15 protein-coding genes are annotated in these 13,913 nt (G+C 48.7%); 7 read left to right on the top strand and 8 right to left on the bottom strand.

Features of this window, described 5'->3' with window-relative positions; translation table 11 throughout:
• Positions 1 to 136 precede the first annotated feature (136 nt).
• Positions 137 to 868, top strand: a complete 732-nt coding sequence (locus PTW35_RS06665) for a winged helix-turn-helix domain-containing protein (RefSeq protein ID WP_281027025.1) — start codon at positions 137 to 139, stop codon at positions 866 to 868.
• Positions 847 to 1,278: a hypothetical protein gene (locus tag PTW35_RS06660; protein ID WP_281027024.1), complete on the top strand. Its 432-nt coding sequence runs from the start codon at positions 847 to 849 to the stop codon at positions 1,276 to 1,278. The genes PTW35_RS06665 and PTW35_RS06660 overlap by 22 nt, the downstream gene beginning before the upstream one ends.
• A gap of 55 nt (positions 1,279 to 1,333) precedes the next feature.
• On the opposite strand, the gene PTW35_RS06655 is transcribed toward PTW35_RS06660, so the two are convergent.
• From PTW35_RS06655 to PTW35_RS06640, 4 genes are all read right to left on the bottom strand, one after another.
• Positions 1,334 to 1,480 (bottom strand): hypothetical protein, encoded by a 147-nt coding sequence (locus PTW35_RS06655; RefSeq protein WP_281027023.1) that lies wholly within the window; start codon positions 1,478 to 1,480, stop codon positions 1,334 to 1,336.
• 206 nt (positions 1,481 to 1,686) lie between these two features.
• Positions 1,687 to 2,253 carry a type II secretion system protein gene (locus tag PTW35_RS06650; protein ID WP_281027022.1) on the bottom strand — a complete coding sequence of 189 codons (567 nt, stop codon included), beginning with the start codon at positions 2,251 to 2,253 and terminating at the stop codon, positions 1,687 to 1,689.
• Between the two features lie 163 nt (positions 2,254 to 2,416).
• Positions 2,417 to 2,860, bottom strand: coding sequence for a phosphate-starvation-inducible PsiE family protein (locus PTW35_RS06645; protein WP_281027021.1), 444 nt, complete (start codon positions 2,858 to 2,860; stop codon positions 2,417 to 2,419).
• Between the two features lie 86 nt (positions 2,861 to 2,946).
• Entirely contained in the window at positions 2,947 to 3,888 is a 942-nt protein-coding gene (locus PTW35_RS06640; RefSeq protein ID WP_281027020.1) for a universal stress protein, read from the bottom strand.
• 119 nt (positions 3,889 to 4,007) lie between these two features.
• Here PTW35_RS06640 and PTW35_RS06635 point away from each other — a divergent pair, with 119 nt between their 5' ends.
• The gene (locus PTW35_RS06635; protein WP_281027019.1) at positions 4,008 to 4,940 is read left to right on the top strand and encodes a LysR family transcriptional regulator; all 933 of its coding nucleotides are present in this window, start codon (positions 4,008 to 4,010) and stop codon (positions 4,938 to 4,940) included.
• Positions 4,941 to 5,140: 200 nt separating this feature from the next.
• Positions 5,141 to 7,516 (top strand): YgiQ family radical SAM protein, encoded by a 2,376-nt coding sequence (locus PTW35_RS06630; RefSeq protein ID WP_044623033.1) that lies wholly within the window; start codon positions 5,141 to 5,143, stop codon positions 7,514 to 7,516.
• A 44-nt stretch (positions 7,517 to 7,560) separates the two neighbouring features.
• Here the strand turns inward: PTW35_RS06630 and PTW35_RS06625 are convergent, their stop codons facing one another.
• The 3 genes from PTW35_RS06625 to PTW35_RS06615 all read right to left on the bottom strand — a co-directional run bounded on the left by PTW35_RS06625 (position 7,561) and on the right by PTW35_RS06615 (position 10,545).
• On the bottom strand, positions 7,561 to 7,716 hold the full coding sequence (locus PTW35_RS06625; protein WP_044623032.1) for a hypothetical protein: 156 nt from the start codon (positions 7,714 to 7,716) through the stop codon (positions 7,561 to 7,563).
• Positions 7,717 to 7,799: 83 nt separating this feature from the next.
• Positions 7,800 to 9,611, bottom strand: a complete 1,812-nt coding sequence (locus tag PTW35_RS06620) for a sensor domain-containing diguanylate cyclase (RefSeq protein ID WP_281027018.1) — start codon at positions 9,609 to 9,611, stop codon at positions 7,800 to 7,802.
• A 190-nt stretch (positions 9,612 to 9,801) separates the two neighbouring features.
• Positions 9,802 to 10,545, bottom strand: coding sequence for a DUF2884 family protein (locus PTW35_RS06615; protein ID WP_281027017.1), 744 nt, complete (start codon positions 10,543 to 10,545; stop codon positions 9,802 to 9,804).
• A 187-nt stretch (positions 10,546 to 10,732) separates the two neighbouring features.
• On the opposite strand from PTW35_RS06615, the gene PTW35_RS06610 reads away from it, so the two are divergent.
• On the top strand, positions 10,733 to 11,212 hold the full coding sequence (locus PTW35_RS06610) for an NYN domain-containing protein (RefSeq protein ID WP_039462663.1): 480 nt from the start codon (positions 10,733 to 10,735) through the stop codon (positions 11,210 to 11,212).
• 65 nt (positions 11,213 to 11,277) lie between these two features.
• On the opposite strand, the gene PTW35_RS06605 is transcribed toward PTW35_RS06610, so the two are convergent.
• Positions 11,278 to 11,952: a cation transporter gene (locus PTW35_RS06605; protein WP_281027016.1), complete on the bottom strand. Its 675-nt coding sequence runs from the start codon at positions 11,950 to 11,952 to the stop codon at positions 11,278 to 11,280.
• A gap of 189 nt (positions 11,953 to 12,141) precedes the next feature.
• Between PTW35_RS06605 and PTW35_RS06600 the strand changes: the two genes are divergently transcribed.
• Both PTW35_RS06600 and aqpZ read left to right on the top strand, forming a co-directional pair.
• Positions 12,142 to 13,026 (top strand): LysR family transcriptional regulator, encoded by an 885-nt coding sequence (locus PTW35_RS06600; protein WP_044623029.1) that lies wholly within the window; start codon positions 12,142 to 12,144, stop codon positions 13,024 to 13,026.
• 191 nt (positions 13,027 to 13,217) lie between these two features.
• The gene (aqpZ, locus tag PTW35_RS06595; RefSeq protein WP_338064700.1) at positions 13,218 to 13,904 is read left to right on the top strand and encodes an aquaporin Z; all 687 of its coding nucleotides are present in this window, start codon (positions 13,218 to 13,220) and stop codon (positions 13,902 to 13,904) included.
• Positions 13,905 to 13,913: the final 9 nt, after the last annotated feature.

Raw genomic sequence — 13,913 nt, 5'->3', positions numbered from 1 at the left:
TTTATCAACACTTCGCATGCGATATATACTAGTAACTATCTGCTTCAAACCCAGCCGCATTTAACAGAAAACTAACGGTGGAAGCTGTTTTTTCCTCTATATTGGCTTTTGACTACGCATCAATTACGCAAACAATATGCATAATAATCATCAACCTACATTGCCCTATATCTCATTACAGTCGTTGGTCATCTCAATCAATGATCTCACTATCAAACAGGCCAACACCGGTGCTCAAAACAAGCTTCGTGTCAAAGAAATGGAGTTACTGAAAATCCTTTGTCAAAACTATCCTGAAGTGACCCTTCGAAAAGAGCTGGCAGACACTATTTGGGCGGGAACCTACGCCTCTGATTTCACCATAAACCAGACAGTTAACGGTCTTCGATCTAAGCTCTTTGAGCTGGGTAAAACATATATTGTGACAGTGCCCAAACGAGGCTATAAGCTAACCATAGCGCCGCGATACCATGACAGCGAATCACTGGCTGCAGCCATGCCGGTTAAATCGCCCACACCACCTTTATCTCCTGCCCGGCCACCTGCGTTACCGCTGGCCGATACCACACCAGGCAACCCGGAATCGAGGATTGCAAATGCGGCTTCGCTTGCCCACCTGAAATCAATTCGCTTTTATCTGTTTTCATTGTGCACGAGCGTTGCGCTTGTCGCCCTGCTGCATTGGCTGCTGCCAACCGATACGGCCTATAAAATGGGTGATACAACTGTACTGTTCATTCCTAATGATAATGAAATCAAAGCAATCCAACGCATAACGGAACAAGACAATTACCAGTACATCGACAAAGTAAAAGAAACCCTTTATGGCTGTAACGAGAAACTTGTATGTTCAAAAATAAAACCGTAATTATCCATTTCATCATTTCGGTACTCCTTTTCTCAGCAGCCCTCATCATCGCCAAGGAGAAGATCCTACCGACATTTAACCAACATCAAGGGATGTGGTACGCCACCATAGAAGATGGCTTACGGTTCTACGTCGAATTCAACGGCAACCAGATGAATGTATACGGGCAGGACAAGCAAGATCATAAGTTTGAGATTAAGTACCTTAGCCACTACCAAAAAGACGTGGATGACCGCATTGTAATCAGGCAAATTGACGCCAATGCCGACAACCCGCAGTTGAAAAACAGCCTTGATCACAATACCAACATTGTCAGCTCGGTACGCTTGATCCCCGGTGGCAACCAGCTGCTTGCCAGCTTTTACAACGGCTATGAACTCAAGATCTATCAGCTCAAGCCTGTTCAATAACATGATAGGCCTTAGCCTTGGCTAAGGTTACAAGCCAGGATGTAAAAAAGGAGGCTCAGGCCTCCTTATGTTTTAACACAGATAGCGTTTCTCTTAAGTAATATCCGTCACCAGTGCCATTGCGCTGCAGCTCTCCCCCTTCGATCAGGTGGATAACCAAGGTTGAGTGCAGCACGATCATTGTGGCGACATTCAGGGTCATCTGTTTCCACTTTTGAAAAGTTGATTCCTTGATGCGCCCAGTCTTAACCAAGTAAATCAACACTAGCCATTTGAGTAACGAAAAAATCGTGTACATAAAGCCCCAAATCGTTGCGCTTTAGCGATTTAGGGTAGCAATGAACAGCGGCTCACTGCAACCAGCCTTTCAGCGACTATGCATACTCACTTTTGCTAACTAAGCAGCCGCTATTGGCAAGCAACAATTTCTAAATGATAACTGTCATCTTTGCCGCTTGGAGGGGTATATCGCAGATAGCAGTTATCATTCCTCAACGCTGGCGCTTCATTAGCAATATTGCTGTAATCAAGGTTCGATGTATCGGTAATGATCGTTGTACCATCGATTCTCGTGATAGCCCAATCCTTTTCTTGTTGGTAATGCTTGTTAATACCGTCAACCAACGTCGTAATGGTATAAAAGTCAGCTTCAGGGTAACCATACCTAAAGACACAACGATCTGCCGTGTTTAACTCACAGCCCGGAATAGGAATAGGCTCACCAATATATTCACCGGTATCATTATCGGAAGAATCATTGTTTGTGATATGAGGCCGATTCTCTAGCCCCGCCATCACCATTTTGCCATAACCTATCCCTACCCCCGACTCAACCGCTCCCTTTAGCCCCGCCAACGCTGAATTGCGTGCATCGGTCTGTAAGTTCAAGAAACGAGGTGCAGCCGTGACAGCCAAGATACCGAGAATTACGATCACCACCACCATTTCTATCAGTGTAAAGCCATTCTTTTTCATCAACCAATCCGTCGAGCAATTACTCTAATGGACGTCAATTTAATGGCGCCAATTCATTTAGTCAACATAACGAATGAATATAATATGGCTTGTCACTTAAAAACTAATTCTTCTTACTGGCAACTTATTAATACAACCAAACCCTATACTGTATAAGATAAGGTTACTCTTCTAAGTGGCTTCTCCTTGGCAATTGATGAATCAGCCAATAGCCGACACTCATACTGAGAACAACTGCTGCAATTCCATATAAATACGTCACCTCCATTTGTTCCACATCAATAATAATAACCTTCCGTGCAATGGCCATTAATGCTGTTGCCATAACGATTTTCACATGGATGACATTTTCGCGAAGGTAGATCGTGATATTAATGAATATTTCTATGGCTATTAACACCGCCATGAACGCTCCGAATGTCGCGAGCATATCGGAAATCGTTAGTATATATCGCGGGGGTGTTATTAGACGCTGGTATAGTATCCAGGCAACATCAAGTACGCCCATCACAATAACAAAAACCATGACAATCGAAAGCGCCCTGACAGCCCAATGAATAACCACTTGGAGCTTTGCTGATAAAACATCATTACTATCAATTTTCATGCTTCGCCCTTCCTTATGACGTCAACAGTTACTATGGTGTAGCATTGCATCAACACCGAATAGCCATGACTTGATAATAATTTCTCTCAACACTCTTCCAATACCGGAGATTTAAAATTATCGGGTTTAAGGGTAATAACAGAGCTGCTGATATCATTAAGCAAAGACTCAGCCGTATTACCCATTAGGAAACCTGCAATCCCCGTGCGTGATAGCGAGCCTAATATCACCAAGTCCGCCCCTTGCTCATTGACGTAGTTAGGCAGTATTTGCCGGGTTTCGCCCTCCAGCACTTTGATTGAAATATCTATTGGCGTGTTTTCATACGGCATCAGCAGTGATTTCAACCTTCCGAACCTTTCTTCTCGCATTTTTTTCGACAGCAGAGCGATCTCTAAATCATTATAACCACTCCACTTTCTCAAAAAGCCTTCTGAGTCGAGTCGCCAAGCATGACAAACCGTCAAACGCGCCCCGGTTATCGAGCAAAACTCAACGGCTAGCGCAAGAATCTGGTCATTGAAATCACGGTAGTCCTGGTTTGAAATATCCACAGCGGCCACGACCTCTGTTAACGGTTTAGGGGCTGTGCTTATCGACCAGATAGGCACATGAGACTTACGCATGATATGCAGTGTCGTACTGCCACGCTGACAGGCTTGTTCCTTTGCCTCCCTGTGCGTATCGAGGATCACCATGGTGGCATGACTGTCATGAGCCTCCTTGATGATCTCGATAAACGGGATCCCGATACGTATCTTGGTCCGAAACTTTATATTGCTATATTCCTGTTTGAGCGATTGTACCCACTCTTTGAGAATGCCGTGATAAATCTTTGTTGATTTATCAAGCAGATCAAGTGTTGTACATGAAAAGCGAGAGATTTCCTTAAGCTCAGCCAAGTCCTCTATAACCGTCAACAGCGTAACCTGTGCCGACATTTGATTAGCAAGCTTGAAAGCTTGATGAAAGCAATCATCAAGTGGCTGCTCAGGCGCAATGGGAACAAGAAGTTGATTGAAACTCATAATGCCTCCTCGGGTGCTAAGCACCTTCATGGGTACCTTGCTCAAGGACAAATATGCAGGAGTCAATAACTAAAGTATAATTAATATTAAACATGACATTCATAGGTATTTATCTATACATGTCTCAGCACTTAAGAAACCGGCTCGGCAGTATCAGGCAGTTGCGGGTCTTCCTAAGCGTTTATGAACTGGGATCCGTTACCTTGGCATCCCAAGCACTAAACCTGACCCAGCCAACAGTCTCGATTCAATTACGTCAACTTACCGAATTAATCGGTATGCCGTTGTACCATGTCGTCGGCAAGAAGCTTATATTTACTCAAGCTGCAGATACCTTGGCCAAATATGCCAATGAGCTCCTTGATACCATCGATAGACTCGAGATTGAACTCGCCGATCTCAGCGAGATAAAAGCCGGCACATTGAAAGTGGCTGTCGTCACTTCTGCCAAATACTTTATTCCCCACCTACTGGGCAGCTTTTGCCGCACCTACCCTCGAGTTGATATCCTTTTAAAGGTAGACAACCGAGGAAACATCCTTGCCCGCTACCACCAAGGCCTGGATGACATCTACCTGTTCAGTCACTTAGAACCACAAATGGAGCCGTATTCAATCCAATTTCTGCCCAACCGACTTTATCCCGTCGCCCCCAAGGATCATCCGCTTGCCCATCAATCCCACATAGAGCCGGAAGATTTATTGAAGTACCCTTGGCTATCTCGAGAGCCGGGCTCAGGCACACGCCACGCCATCGATGCTCATTTTAAAAAACTCAACCTCCAGTTCAAACCGAACCTGGTTATTGAAAGCAACGAGGCCATTAAACACTGCGTGATTGCCGGTATGGGGCTCACCATACTGTCAGAATATGCGCTTGAGGATCAGCCTGGTGGTGACCTGGTTAAGTTATCTATCGCTGGCTTCCCTATACTGACCAGTTGGCATATCGTTCAAGCCCCTTTAAAACATCAAACCCCGCTGAGTGAAGCCTTTATTCAACATGCGACAGAAGGTACGGCGCTTGGCAGCATTATTTCCACTCCTAACTAGCCAGAGGTAAAAAAGGTGTAATGCGCAGCAAACGTGGTAAACTGCTCCCCTTTTTACGCCCTATACTATTTCCTAGTGCTGATACAGACCTCAGCACTGCTATTTATCATTGGTATAGGTAAAAATACACAAGTGATCAAAAAGGCAGGACATTCAATTGTCCGGCATATGCCCCATTTTGAGAAGTAAACTGTAAGCAAATGATTTCAGACAAAATTAACGAATATCCAAAGTACTGGGCGGAATGCTACGGTACTGCACCTTTCCTGCCTACCAGCCGTGCCGAAATGGACGCGCTGGGCTGGGATAGCTGTGACATTATTATCGTTACCGGTGATGCCTACGTCGACCACCCAAGCTTTGGTATGGCGGTCATCGGACGTTTGCTTGAGGCGCAGGGTTTTCGTGTCGGTATCATCGCGCAACCTGAATGGGGCAACAAAGATGCCTTCATGGCACTGGGGCAGCCGAACCTATTTTTCGGCATCACCGCCGGCAACATGGACTCGATGATCAACCGCTATACAGCCGACCGTAAGCTGCGCCACGATGATGCCTATACGCCAAACAACGAAGGGGGCAAACGCCCTGACCGTGCGGTTCTGGTTTACTCCCAGCGCTGCCGTGAGGCGTACAAAGACACCCCAATCGTACTGGGCGGTATTGAGGCTAGCCTTCGTCGCCTTGCCCACTATGATTACTGGTCTGATAAAGTTCGCCGCTCAGTATTGCTTGATGCCAAAGGCGATATTCTGCTATTTGGTAACGCCGAACGTGCGCTGGTTGAAGTTGCCCACCGTCTTGCCGATGGCGAAAACATTGCCGAGCTGACCAATATTGCAGGTACTGCCGTTATCCTGCGTGAGTGCCCTGAGCACTATAAGGAAATTGACTCTAGCCGGATTGAAAAACCGGGCAGAGCCATGCCGATGCCTAACCCGTATGCGACAGAAGAAACCTGTGCAACCAACAAAAGTGAAAAAGCACAAGAATCGGAAGCCAAGCCGGTTCAAATCCAGCCTTCGCGCCATGATGCCGAGACCACGGTGGTTCGTTTGCCTTCTTTCGAGAAGCTGCGCAACGACCGTATTTTGTATGCCCATGCTAGCCGCGTCATGCACCTGGAGACCAATCCGTATTCGGCAAGAGCCTTGATCCAGAAGCATGGTGATCGTGAACTGTGGATCAACCGTCCACCTATCCCTCTGACAACAGAAGAGATGGATTTTGTGTTTGGCCTGCCTTACGCGCGCGTCCCACACCCGGCCTATGGCAAAGCCAAAATTCCGGCTTATGACATGATCAAGACCAGTGTCAATATCATGCGTGGCTGCTTCGGCGGTTGTTCTTTCTGCTCGATCACCGAGCACGAAGGACGAATTATCCAAAACCGCTCGCATGAGTCGATCCTCAACGAGCTGGAAGAAATCCGAGACAAGGTCCCGGGGTTCACCGGCACGATTTCTGACTTGGGCGGTCCGACAGCCAACATGTACCGCTTGGGCTGTTCTGATCCTCGCGCCGAGAAAAACTGTCGCCGTCCATCGTGTATCTTCCCAGAGATCTGTAAGAAGCTGGATACTGACCACAAACACACCATTGATCTATACCGCAAAGCGCGAAATGTCGATGGTATCAAGAAGATCATGATCGCCTCGGGTGTTCGTTACGACCTCGCGGTTGAATCTCCGGAATACGTCAAAGAGCTGGTCACTCACCACGTCGGTGGCTACTTGAAGATCGCCCCTGAGCATACCGAAAAAGGCACCCTGGATCTGATGATGAAGCCTGGTATGGGCACCTATGACCGCTTCAAGGAGATGTTCGAGAAATTCAGCAAAGAAGCGGGTAAAAAGCAGTACCTGATCCCGTACTTCATCTCTGCCCACCCGGGCTCTACCGATGAGGACATGCTGAATTTGGCCTTGTGGCTGAAGAAAAACGATTTCCAGTGTGATCAGGTACAGAACTTCTACCCATCGCCGATGTGTAATGCAACGGCCATGTACCACTCGGAGACCAACCCGCTCAAACGTGTGAAGTACAAGAAGCGTGAAGATCTGTTTGTTGCCAAAGGTGAACGACAGCGCCGCTTGCACAAGGCCTTCCTGCGCTATCATGACCCGCTGAACTGGCCATTGATCCGTGAAGCGCTGATCAGCATGGGCAAGAAACACTTGATCGGCGACCGAGCAAACTGTTTGGTGCCAGAAGAAGGCAGCGAAGCCGAGATGACCCCAGCGCAGCGTCGTGGGTCTGGCCGCCATGGTTCAAAACGCTTTGCAACCAAGCACCCTAACCAGCCGGATATCCGTAAGGACGGCAAGCGCGGCGGCCCGCGCAAGAATGGTAGCCAAGCTGGTAGCAACCATGCAGGCAAACCTGGCAATAAGCCACATGGTAACCGCAATGGTTCATCATCGAACTCGCGAAATGGCCAAAACGCCAAAGGCCCGACTAACGGTTCGAAGCCGCAATCAAGACAAGGTGGCAACGGTAAACCTAACAGCTCGCGTAATGGCAAACCAAGCCAGTCACGCTCCGGCGGAAACCCTAACCGCTCTCGCGCACGATAAACAACAAAGCCCGCATTAGCGGGCTTTCTTTTTCGATATCCTGCCTATCGCATCAGCTCTGATGCCATCAGCCCAACCACGGCCAGTGCCACCAGCACACCGAAACCAATCAATATTTTCTGTTGCGATTTTTCATCAAGATACTTGGTCAATAACGCTCCCAGCAACAAGAGTATGATGATTACAGCAAGCTTCAGCATCTCAACACCACAATAAATATTGGTTCATAAATAAACCATAACAGACCCATAGTGCATGATCTGTCTAACCAATCATGTTTTTGCTATTCGGCGCCGATTGTTTGTAACATACTGTTTAAACAGTAAATGACGACCTGATTCTTGCCGTTGGCCTTCGCCTGGTAGAGCGCCTGATCCGCTCTGGCAATCGACTTCTCCATATTTCCGCTGATCGCCGCAACACCAATACTGACATGAACCCGGCAAGACTTGGTACCGCTCTTGATCACCGTGGAGGAAACGCTGGCTCGGATCGCCTCCAGTATCTCCTTGGCCGCCATTAGTCCCTTGGCTGGCAGCAAAATAGCAAACTCTTCACCACCGTAACGCGCCACAATGGCATGGCGATCACTTTCCTGGCGAAGGCAATTGGCCACGGAAATAATAACTTTGTCCCCGAACAAATGGCCATAGGTGTCATTAATTCCCTTGAAGTCATCAACATCAATCATGGCCAGATAATATTTGCCGTTCGCTTTAATTTGCTTCTCTATTTCGGCCTGCAGGAAGTTCTTATTCATCAGGCCCGTCATTGCATCTGTTTGCTGGATTCTCTGCGCTAGCATGACTTGACCCAAAGCACTTTGGGCATAGGTCCTTAGCATATTGATAAAAAGCGTTAGATCCAAACGTGGGGAAATAATGTACAGCAGGCCGATCAGTTGCTTTTTCTTCGTTAGTGGAACACGAATGCAGGTTTTGCCCGGCGCGATAAATGCCGACAGGATATCCGGTTGATTCTCGGGCAGTCTGGCCAACCGGCCAAGCCTTTCCGCAGGATCATCTCGGAGCCCTTTCTCAGAAATATGGTGCTTGCACTGCGCCGATTCAAAATCGCCAGAATACACGTTGCGCATGTAAAGGTGGATAGACTGGCAGCCAATCACCCCTTCCACCATCTGCTGCAAGGCAATTTTCAGCTCGGCGATGCTTTCTACTTCACTAAGCTGCCGGCCATAATTATGGACGTGGTAAACAATATAAAATAACAAGCCAATAATAAGGATTAACACCAGCAGGGATAAGGTCACGGCACTGATACTCAGTGTGTGCATGATTATTTCTGACTTCTCTGCCCCCGATAGCACGACCCAGCCGAGCAGCGGATTCGCTTCATAGACACTGAACTTCTCCTTGTTCTTGTATTCATACGACGGAATGATCCCTGCCTGCTCTCCCGCCTGGATCCGCGCGAGAATATCGCTAGTCACACTGACCGACGGTGTACCCACTCGACTGTCATCGGGATGTATCACTATCTTGCCTGTCGCGCTTTCAATGGCATAGACATATCCATTCTCTAGCGTTCTCAGCAGGGAAACATTCTCATACAGCCTGTTGACATCAATCTCGAGTACGATGCGCACTTCCTGCTGCGCGACTGGGTCGAGTACAGCGACAAACGCCACCGTCCATTTCCCGGTGCTGCCGCTTAGATAGATAGGTGTGATATAGCTCTCGCCGATAGCTGCTTGTTTGTACCATGGCCGCTCGGCGATCAAAGAGGCAATACCTTCTTTGTAAAAACCATTGGTACCGTAGTAGTTGCCATAAGCCAGCAAACCAACTTCCAAATAGCGACTTTTCGCGCTCACCATGGTCTGAGCCGCTTTCATCACCCCAGCAATACTGTTCTTTTCTTCCCACAGCTGTTCAAGAAGGTAGAGTTGGCTTTGTGCCGAAAGGAAATGATGGTCCAAATACTCTCGCGCAATACGGACATTGGAGGTTGCCTGATTTATCGCAGCATTCTGGTTGTCTTTATATTCATTGAAGCCGACATAGACCAATAAACTCAGTACGAGCATCAGCAGCGGGAATATAAAAGAGATCAATAATCTGGGCTGTACTTTCATGTACTTCAATAACCTTTGAAGTTTGTTTTTGTCACCCAAGTCAATTTTTTGACTTGGGTTCTGCTGCCACATTATCCATATGTAGAAAAAAAGCGCCTTTAGTTATAAGGATCTAAGCGCTATTTAGTGACACGCTGCACAAAAAACAATACATCAATGACGTGAAAAGTAGGCCGCACGTGGCGGCTTTTTAAATTTCAAACATTTGATAGTCTTTCAGTTCAGGAATGACTTGCTGTAGCTGCTGCTCTTCTTCCGCCAGTCCTTCAATAGACTCACAGATTTCGCCGGCCTGTACTGCCACTTCCCCAGAACGTTGACGAACCTTGTCTTGGAGGCTTTGCTTCAATGCCATTAGCTGGGTTTGGAATTGGGAAAAGCTCAGCTCACCACTTTTCATTTCCGCAGACAAAGACGCAATCATCCCAGATACCGACTCCACGCTGATATGCTTCAAGGCCTCCTCAAGATCCTGCTTCCAACCTGAATCCATCGAACGGAAAACATCAGCAGGCATAACAAACTCACCATCAGGATAGAATTTCTGCTTGGCCTTCGCGCTGTATTCATTCACCAATTGCTCTGCACCAACAAAGGCATCACTGCTGCCAAAGTGCGCGGAGAGATCATCAATAACCTCTTGGGCAATACTGGCCCCGCTATCGGCTAGCTCTGCCATTTGCGGCAGGTAAGACTTCACATGCTCACTGTATGCTTGCAAGGCTTGCATCTGCGAGTCAGACAGCGCAACTTGCCTACCCTCGATAAACAGCTGGTTATCCTGGCTAATCAACAACCTCGGTTCGCCATCTTGATACACCGCCACCTGATCACCGGCAATATGGATATCATTTGGCACCTCAACCGGGCAACTTTGAGCAAAACTGCCTGCCGAGCAAGCAGCTAGAGACAGCGCAATCACTGATTTTTTCATGGTCCACTTCATCGTTATCTGTTTCACGCCGTACTTTATACCCAATTAATGTCAAATAGCCAGGGTACCAATGCACGACACCCACCTTCAATATATTGATGACTAAGCAATTAAACCCGCATCAGGCATGCATATTACAGCCGCTTAGGTATATACTACCCCTTGGCCCAACCAATAAAGAGTAAACGTGGAAAAAGTCGCTATTTTTGTCGATGTGCAAAACATCTACTACACCGTCAAAGACACCTATGGTTGTAACTTTGATTACAATGCCTTTTGGGCCGAAGCCACCCAAGGCAGAGAGGTTGTCGCGGCTTATGCCTATGCCATTCATCGTGGTGACGAAAAACAACGCCAGTTCCAGAATATCCTTCGAGGTATCGGCTTTGACGTCAAACTCAAACCCTTTATCCAACGCAGTGATGGCTCCGCCAAGGGTGATTGGGATGTCGGGATCACCCTGGACGTTATGGAGCATGCACCGGATGTCGACCGGATCATTCTGCTGTCGGGTGATGGAGACTTTGACCTCTTGGTTGATAAGGTCCAGAGCAAATATGGCATTGACGTTGAGATCTACGGTGTCCCTGGCCTGACGGCAGCCTCGCTGATAAACACGGCACACTTTTTCCGTGAAATTGAAGACACGCTGCTGCTCAAACGGTAGAGATAAAAAAGGTAGGAGCCTAGCTCCTACCTAATATTGACGTCCTACATTTCGTCACGGTGAATTTAGCGAAGCTCCGTCACGGCATTGTAATCATCTGTCGCACGCAACTCCTTTAGCGCGCCGAGCATCATCTTCAGCGGCACTATCACAAAGTACACCGACGCTACGATTACCATAACAGGATCAGCGTATACCGAATATGCTGCCAAGCCGATATGCTGCATCAAGGTTGCCACAATAAAACCTACCATCACCGCGCCGCTGATCACCGTATCCATCATCCACTGCTTGGATTCGGCCACCACCAGATTTGAACCCGAACACTGGCCATACTTCCTCATGACCAGATAGGTTGCCAAACAGCCCACCACGTTTATAACCCCAAAAAGCAGTGCCAAACCGGTATCGACATCACGCCCGCCATTCAGTATGGCCATAATCGCTGAGCTGAACGAAATACAGCACATCAAGGTGATCACCAATCCCTTAAAGGCAATGACCATCGGCTCGACCTTCTGGCAGCTCTCGTTGCCTTTTCGCGATGGCGACCGGATATACGCTGCCGCCACCAGGGATAACACGGTCAATGCCAAGCTCACCAATGAATAAGCGCCGTCGAAAATAATGACGAGTGAACCCATCCACAGACCGAAGCCAATCCCTAACAGGGCAAACAACAGCGCAGAAAATGTCGAAAATTGTAAAAGCTTGCGCTCCAGTGCCACATTACATTGCATAACTACCTCAGTGCAGGGCTTTCTTGCCTGCTTGTCTTTCTGATTTATTCTCAGTCACGATCATACCGAGGTAACAAAAAAGGCGATAATCACTGAGCGCCAATTTTTTTGGCGCTATCACTGACTTTCCATTCAGGATAGAGCATAATTCAAACATCACCCCAAACCCTCTCAGGACACAGGATTATTATGAAACTCAGTCAATTAGCTCTGTTCCTTGACACCTGCGACACCGGCTCGATCACCGAAGCGGCCAAACGGTGCGGGAAAAACCGCACGACGGTCAGTTCGGCGCTTAGCGCGTTGGAAGATGAACTTGGCGTCTCTCTGCTGCAGCGTACTGGCAACCAGGTCCAATTGACCGAGATTGGTGATGCGATCAGAAACGATGCCGAGCGGATACTCATGATAGCCAATGACATCCACGCCAAGTGCCAGCAGCATCTCGAAGGGGTTGAGTCCGCACTGCGGATTGCCAGGGACGATGCCCTGCCTGAAGCATTCTGGCGCCAGCTGGTCCATGATCTGAGTATCAAATTCCCCAACAGCAGCCTCTCTATCTATGTCGCGCCGCCGCCCGAGCTAGATGAAATGGTCGAACAAAACATGGTGGATATGGCCTTCTGCCTGCTGCCGACCGACGATAACCTGCCCAACAACCAATATACCCAACTCGGCCAGATACGGATGATGTCAGTGGCACGTGCCGACCACCCGCTCAACCAGCTCAGCGAAGTCCTCAGCGACGACTTGGCCCATGCCACCGAATTCGTGCTGGCCGCGATCAAAGATCAGAGCCTGACGGCCGTATCGCCGACCTCAAGCAACTATATTGCCCTGACCTTTTACGAACACCTGCGCAATGCCGTTCTTGACGGCAATGGCTGGTCAACCGTTCCCTCGGTGCTGATCAATAGCTATTTGCGGGACGGTACCCTCAAAGTACTCAACCATTACCAGTCTATGCGCTGGCAACCCTACGGAGTGATCTACGGCAAGCACATTCAGCTAGGCTCAGTATCGAGATGGCTGTCATCGCAACTGGAGGCCTACCTTGACAAGGAGTCCAACTGACTCGCAGCTGACATTAAGGATGTCACGATAGCTCAGACACAAGATGCTGCTAGAGCAAACCAGCGGATTCGAATAGCCAACTCTTTGGCGGTTTGCCTCTGCCGCCTTCAGTTTCACTGATGAGCCATTGTCTTAATGTGAAATTCCTATACTCAGTGGAGTTTCTGGCTCATTAGGAGTAGACCTCAATGATAAAAAAACTCGTGGCCGAGTTCATCGGTACATTCTGGTTGGTCCTAGGTGGCTGTGGTAGTGCCGTCTTGGCAGCCGCTTTTCCAGAAGTTGGCATTGGTTTGCTCGGCGTATCGCTGGCATTCGGTCTTACCGTGGTCACAATGGCCTATGCTATTGGCCATATCTCTGGCTGTCACCTCAATCCGGCCGTCACCGTGGGGCTATGGTCCGGCGGGCGCTTTCCTGCCACTGAGGTGATCCCGTATATCGTCTTCCAGGTGCTGGGGGCCGTTGCTGGCGCCTTTGTGCTCTATTTGATTGCCAGCGGGCAGGCCGGGTTCAGCCTGGCGGGAGGACTTGCCTCCAACGGGTATGGCGATCATTCCCCCGGCAGCTACACCATGATGTCAGGGTTCATTACCGAGTTTGTCATGACCTTCATGTTCCTGATCGTCATCCTTGGTGCAACCCACAAACTTGCCTCCCCGGCCATGGCTGGGTTGGCAATCGGGCTGGCACTGACCCTGATCCACCTGATCAGTATTCCGGTCACCAATACTTCGGTGAATCCGGCTCGCAGCACTGGCCCTGCCATCATGGTGGGTGATTGGGCAATGGCTCAGCTTTGGCTGTTCTGGCTGGCACCGCTGCTCGGGGCATTGCTAGCCGGGCTGGTCTACCGTTGGCTCTCCCCTGACGAGTAAACCATCGGA

This window comes from Photobacterium sp. DA100 (assembly GCF_029223585.1).
In the GTDB taxonomy this organism is placed as follows: Bacteria; Pseudomonadota; Gammaproteobacteria; order Enterobacterales; family Vibrionaceae; genus Photobacterium.
The sequence above is the reverse complement of the archived record's forward strand: the minus strand, read 5'-3'. Positions and strand labels throughout refer to the sequence as shown.

What these genes read in the sequence shown, in the direction of transcription:
- PTW35_RS06630 (WP_044623033.1), top strand. Translation starts at nt 5,141, where the DNA reads ATGATTTCAGACAAAATTAACGAATATCCAAAGTACTGGGCGGAATGC.
- PTW35_RS06655 (WP_281027023.1), bottom strand. Translation starts at nt 1,480, where the DNA reads ATGACCCTGAATGTCGCCACAATGATCGTGCTGCACTCAACCTTGGTT.
- PTW35_RS06665 (WP_281027025.1), top strand. Translation starts at nt 137, where the DNA reads ATGCATAATAATCATCAACCTACATTGCCCTATATCTCATTACAGTCG.
- PTW35_RS06650 (WP_281027022.1), bottom strand. Translation starts at nt 2,253, where the DNA reads ATGAAAAAGAATGGCTTTACACTGATAGAAATGGTGGTGGTGATCGTA.
- PTW35_RS06605 (WP_281027016.1), bottom strand. Translation starts at nt 11,952, where the DNA reads ATGCAATGTAATGTGGCACTGGAGCGCAAGCTTTTACAATTTTCGACA.
- PTW35_RS06640 (WP_281027020.1), bottom strand. Translation starts at nt 3,888, where the DNA reads ATGAGTTTCAATCAACTTCTTGTTCCCATTGCGCCTGAGCAGCCACTT.
- PTW35_RS06635 (WP_281027019.1), top strand. Translation starts at nt 4,008, where the DNA reads ATGTCTCAGCACTTAAGAAACCGGCTCGGCAGTATCAGGCAGTTGCGG.
- PTW35_RS06645 (WP_281027021.1), bottom strand. Translation starts at nt 2,860, where the DNA reads ATGAAAATTGATAGTAATGATGTTTTATCAGCAAAGCTCCAAGTGGTT.
- PTW35_RS06620 (WP_281027018.1), bottom strand. Translation starts at nt 9,611, where the DNA reads ATGAAAGTACAGCCCAGATTATTGATCTCTTTTATATTCCCGCTGCTG.
- PTW35_RS06600 (WP_044623029.1), top strand. Translation starts at nt 12,142, where the DNA reads ATGAAACTCAGTCAATTAGCTCTGTTCCTTGACACCTGCGACACCGGC.
- PTW35_RS06615 (WP_281027017.1), bottom strand. Translation starts at nt 10,545, where the DNA reads ATGAAAAAATCAGTGATTGCGCTGTCTCTAGCTGCTTGCTCGGCAGGC.
- PTW35_RS06625 (WP_044623032.1), bottom strand. Translation starts at nt 7,716, where the DNA reads ATGCTGAAGCTTGCTGTAATCATCATACTCTTGTTGCTGGGAGCGTTA.
- PTW35_RS06660 (WP_281027024.1), top strand. Translation starts at nt 847, where the DNA reads ATGTTCAAAAATAAAACCGTAATTATCCATTTCATCATTTCGGTACTC.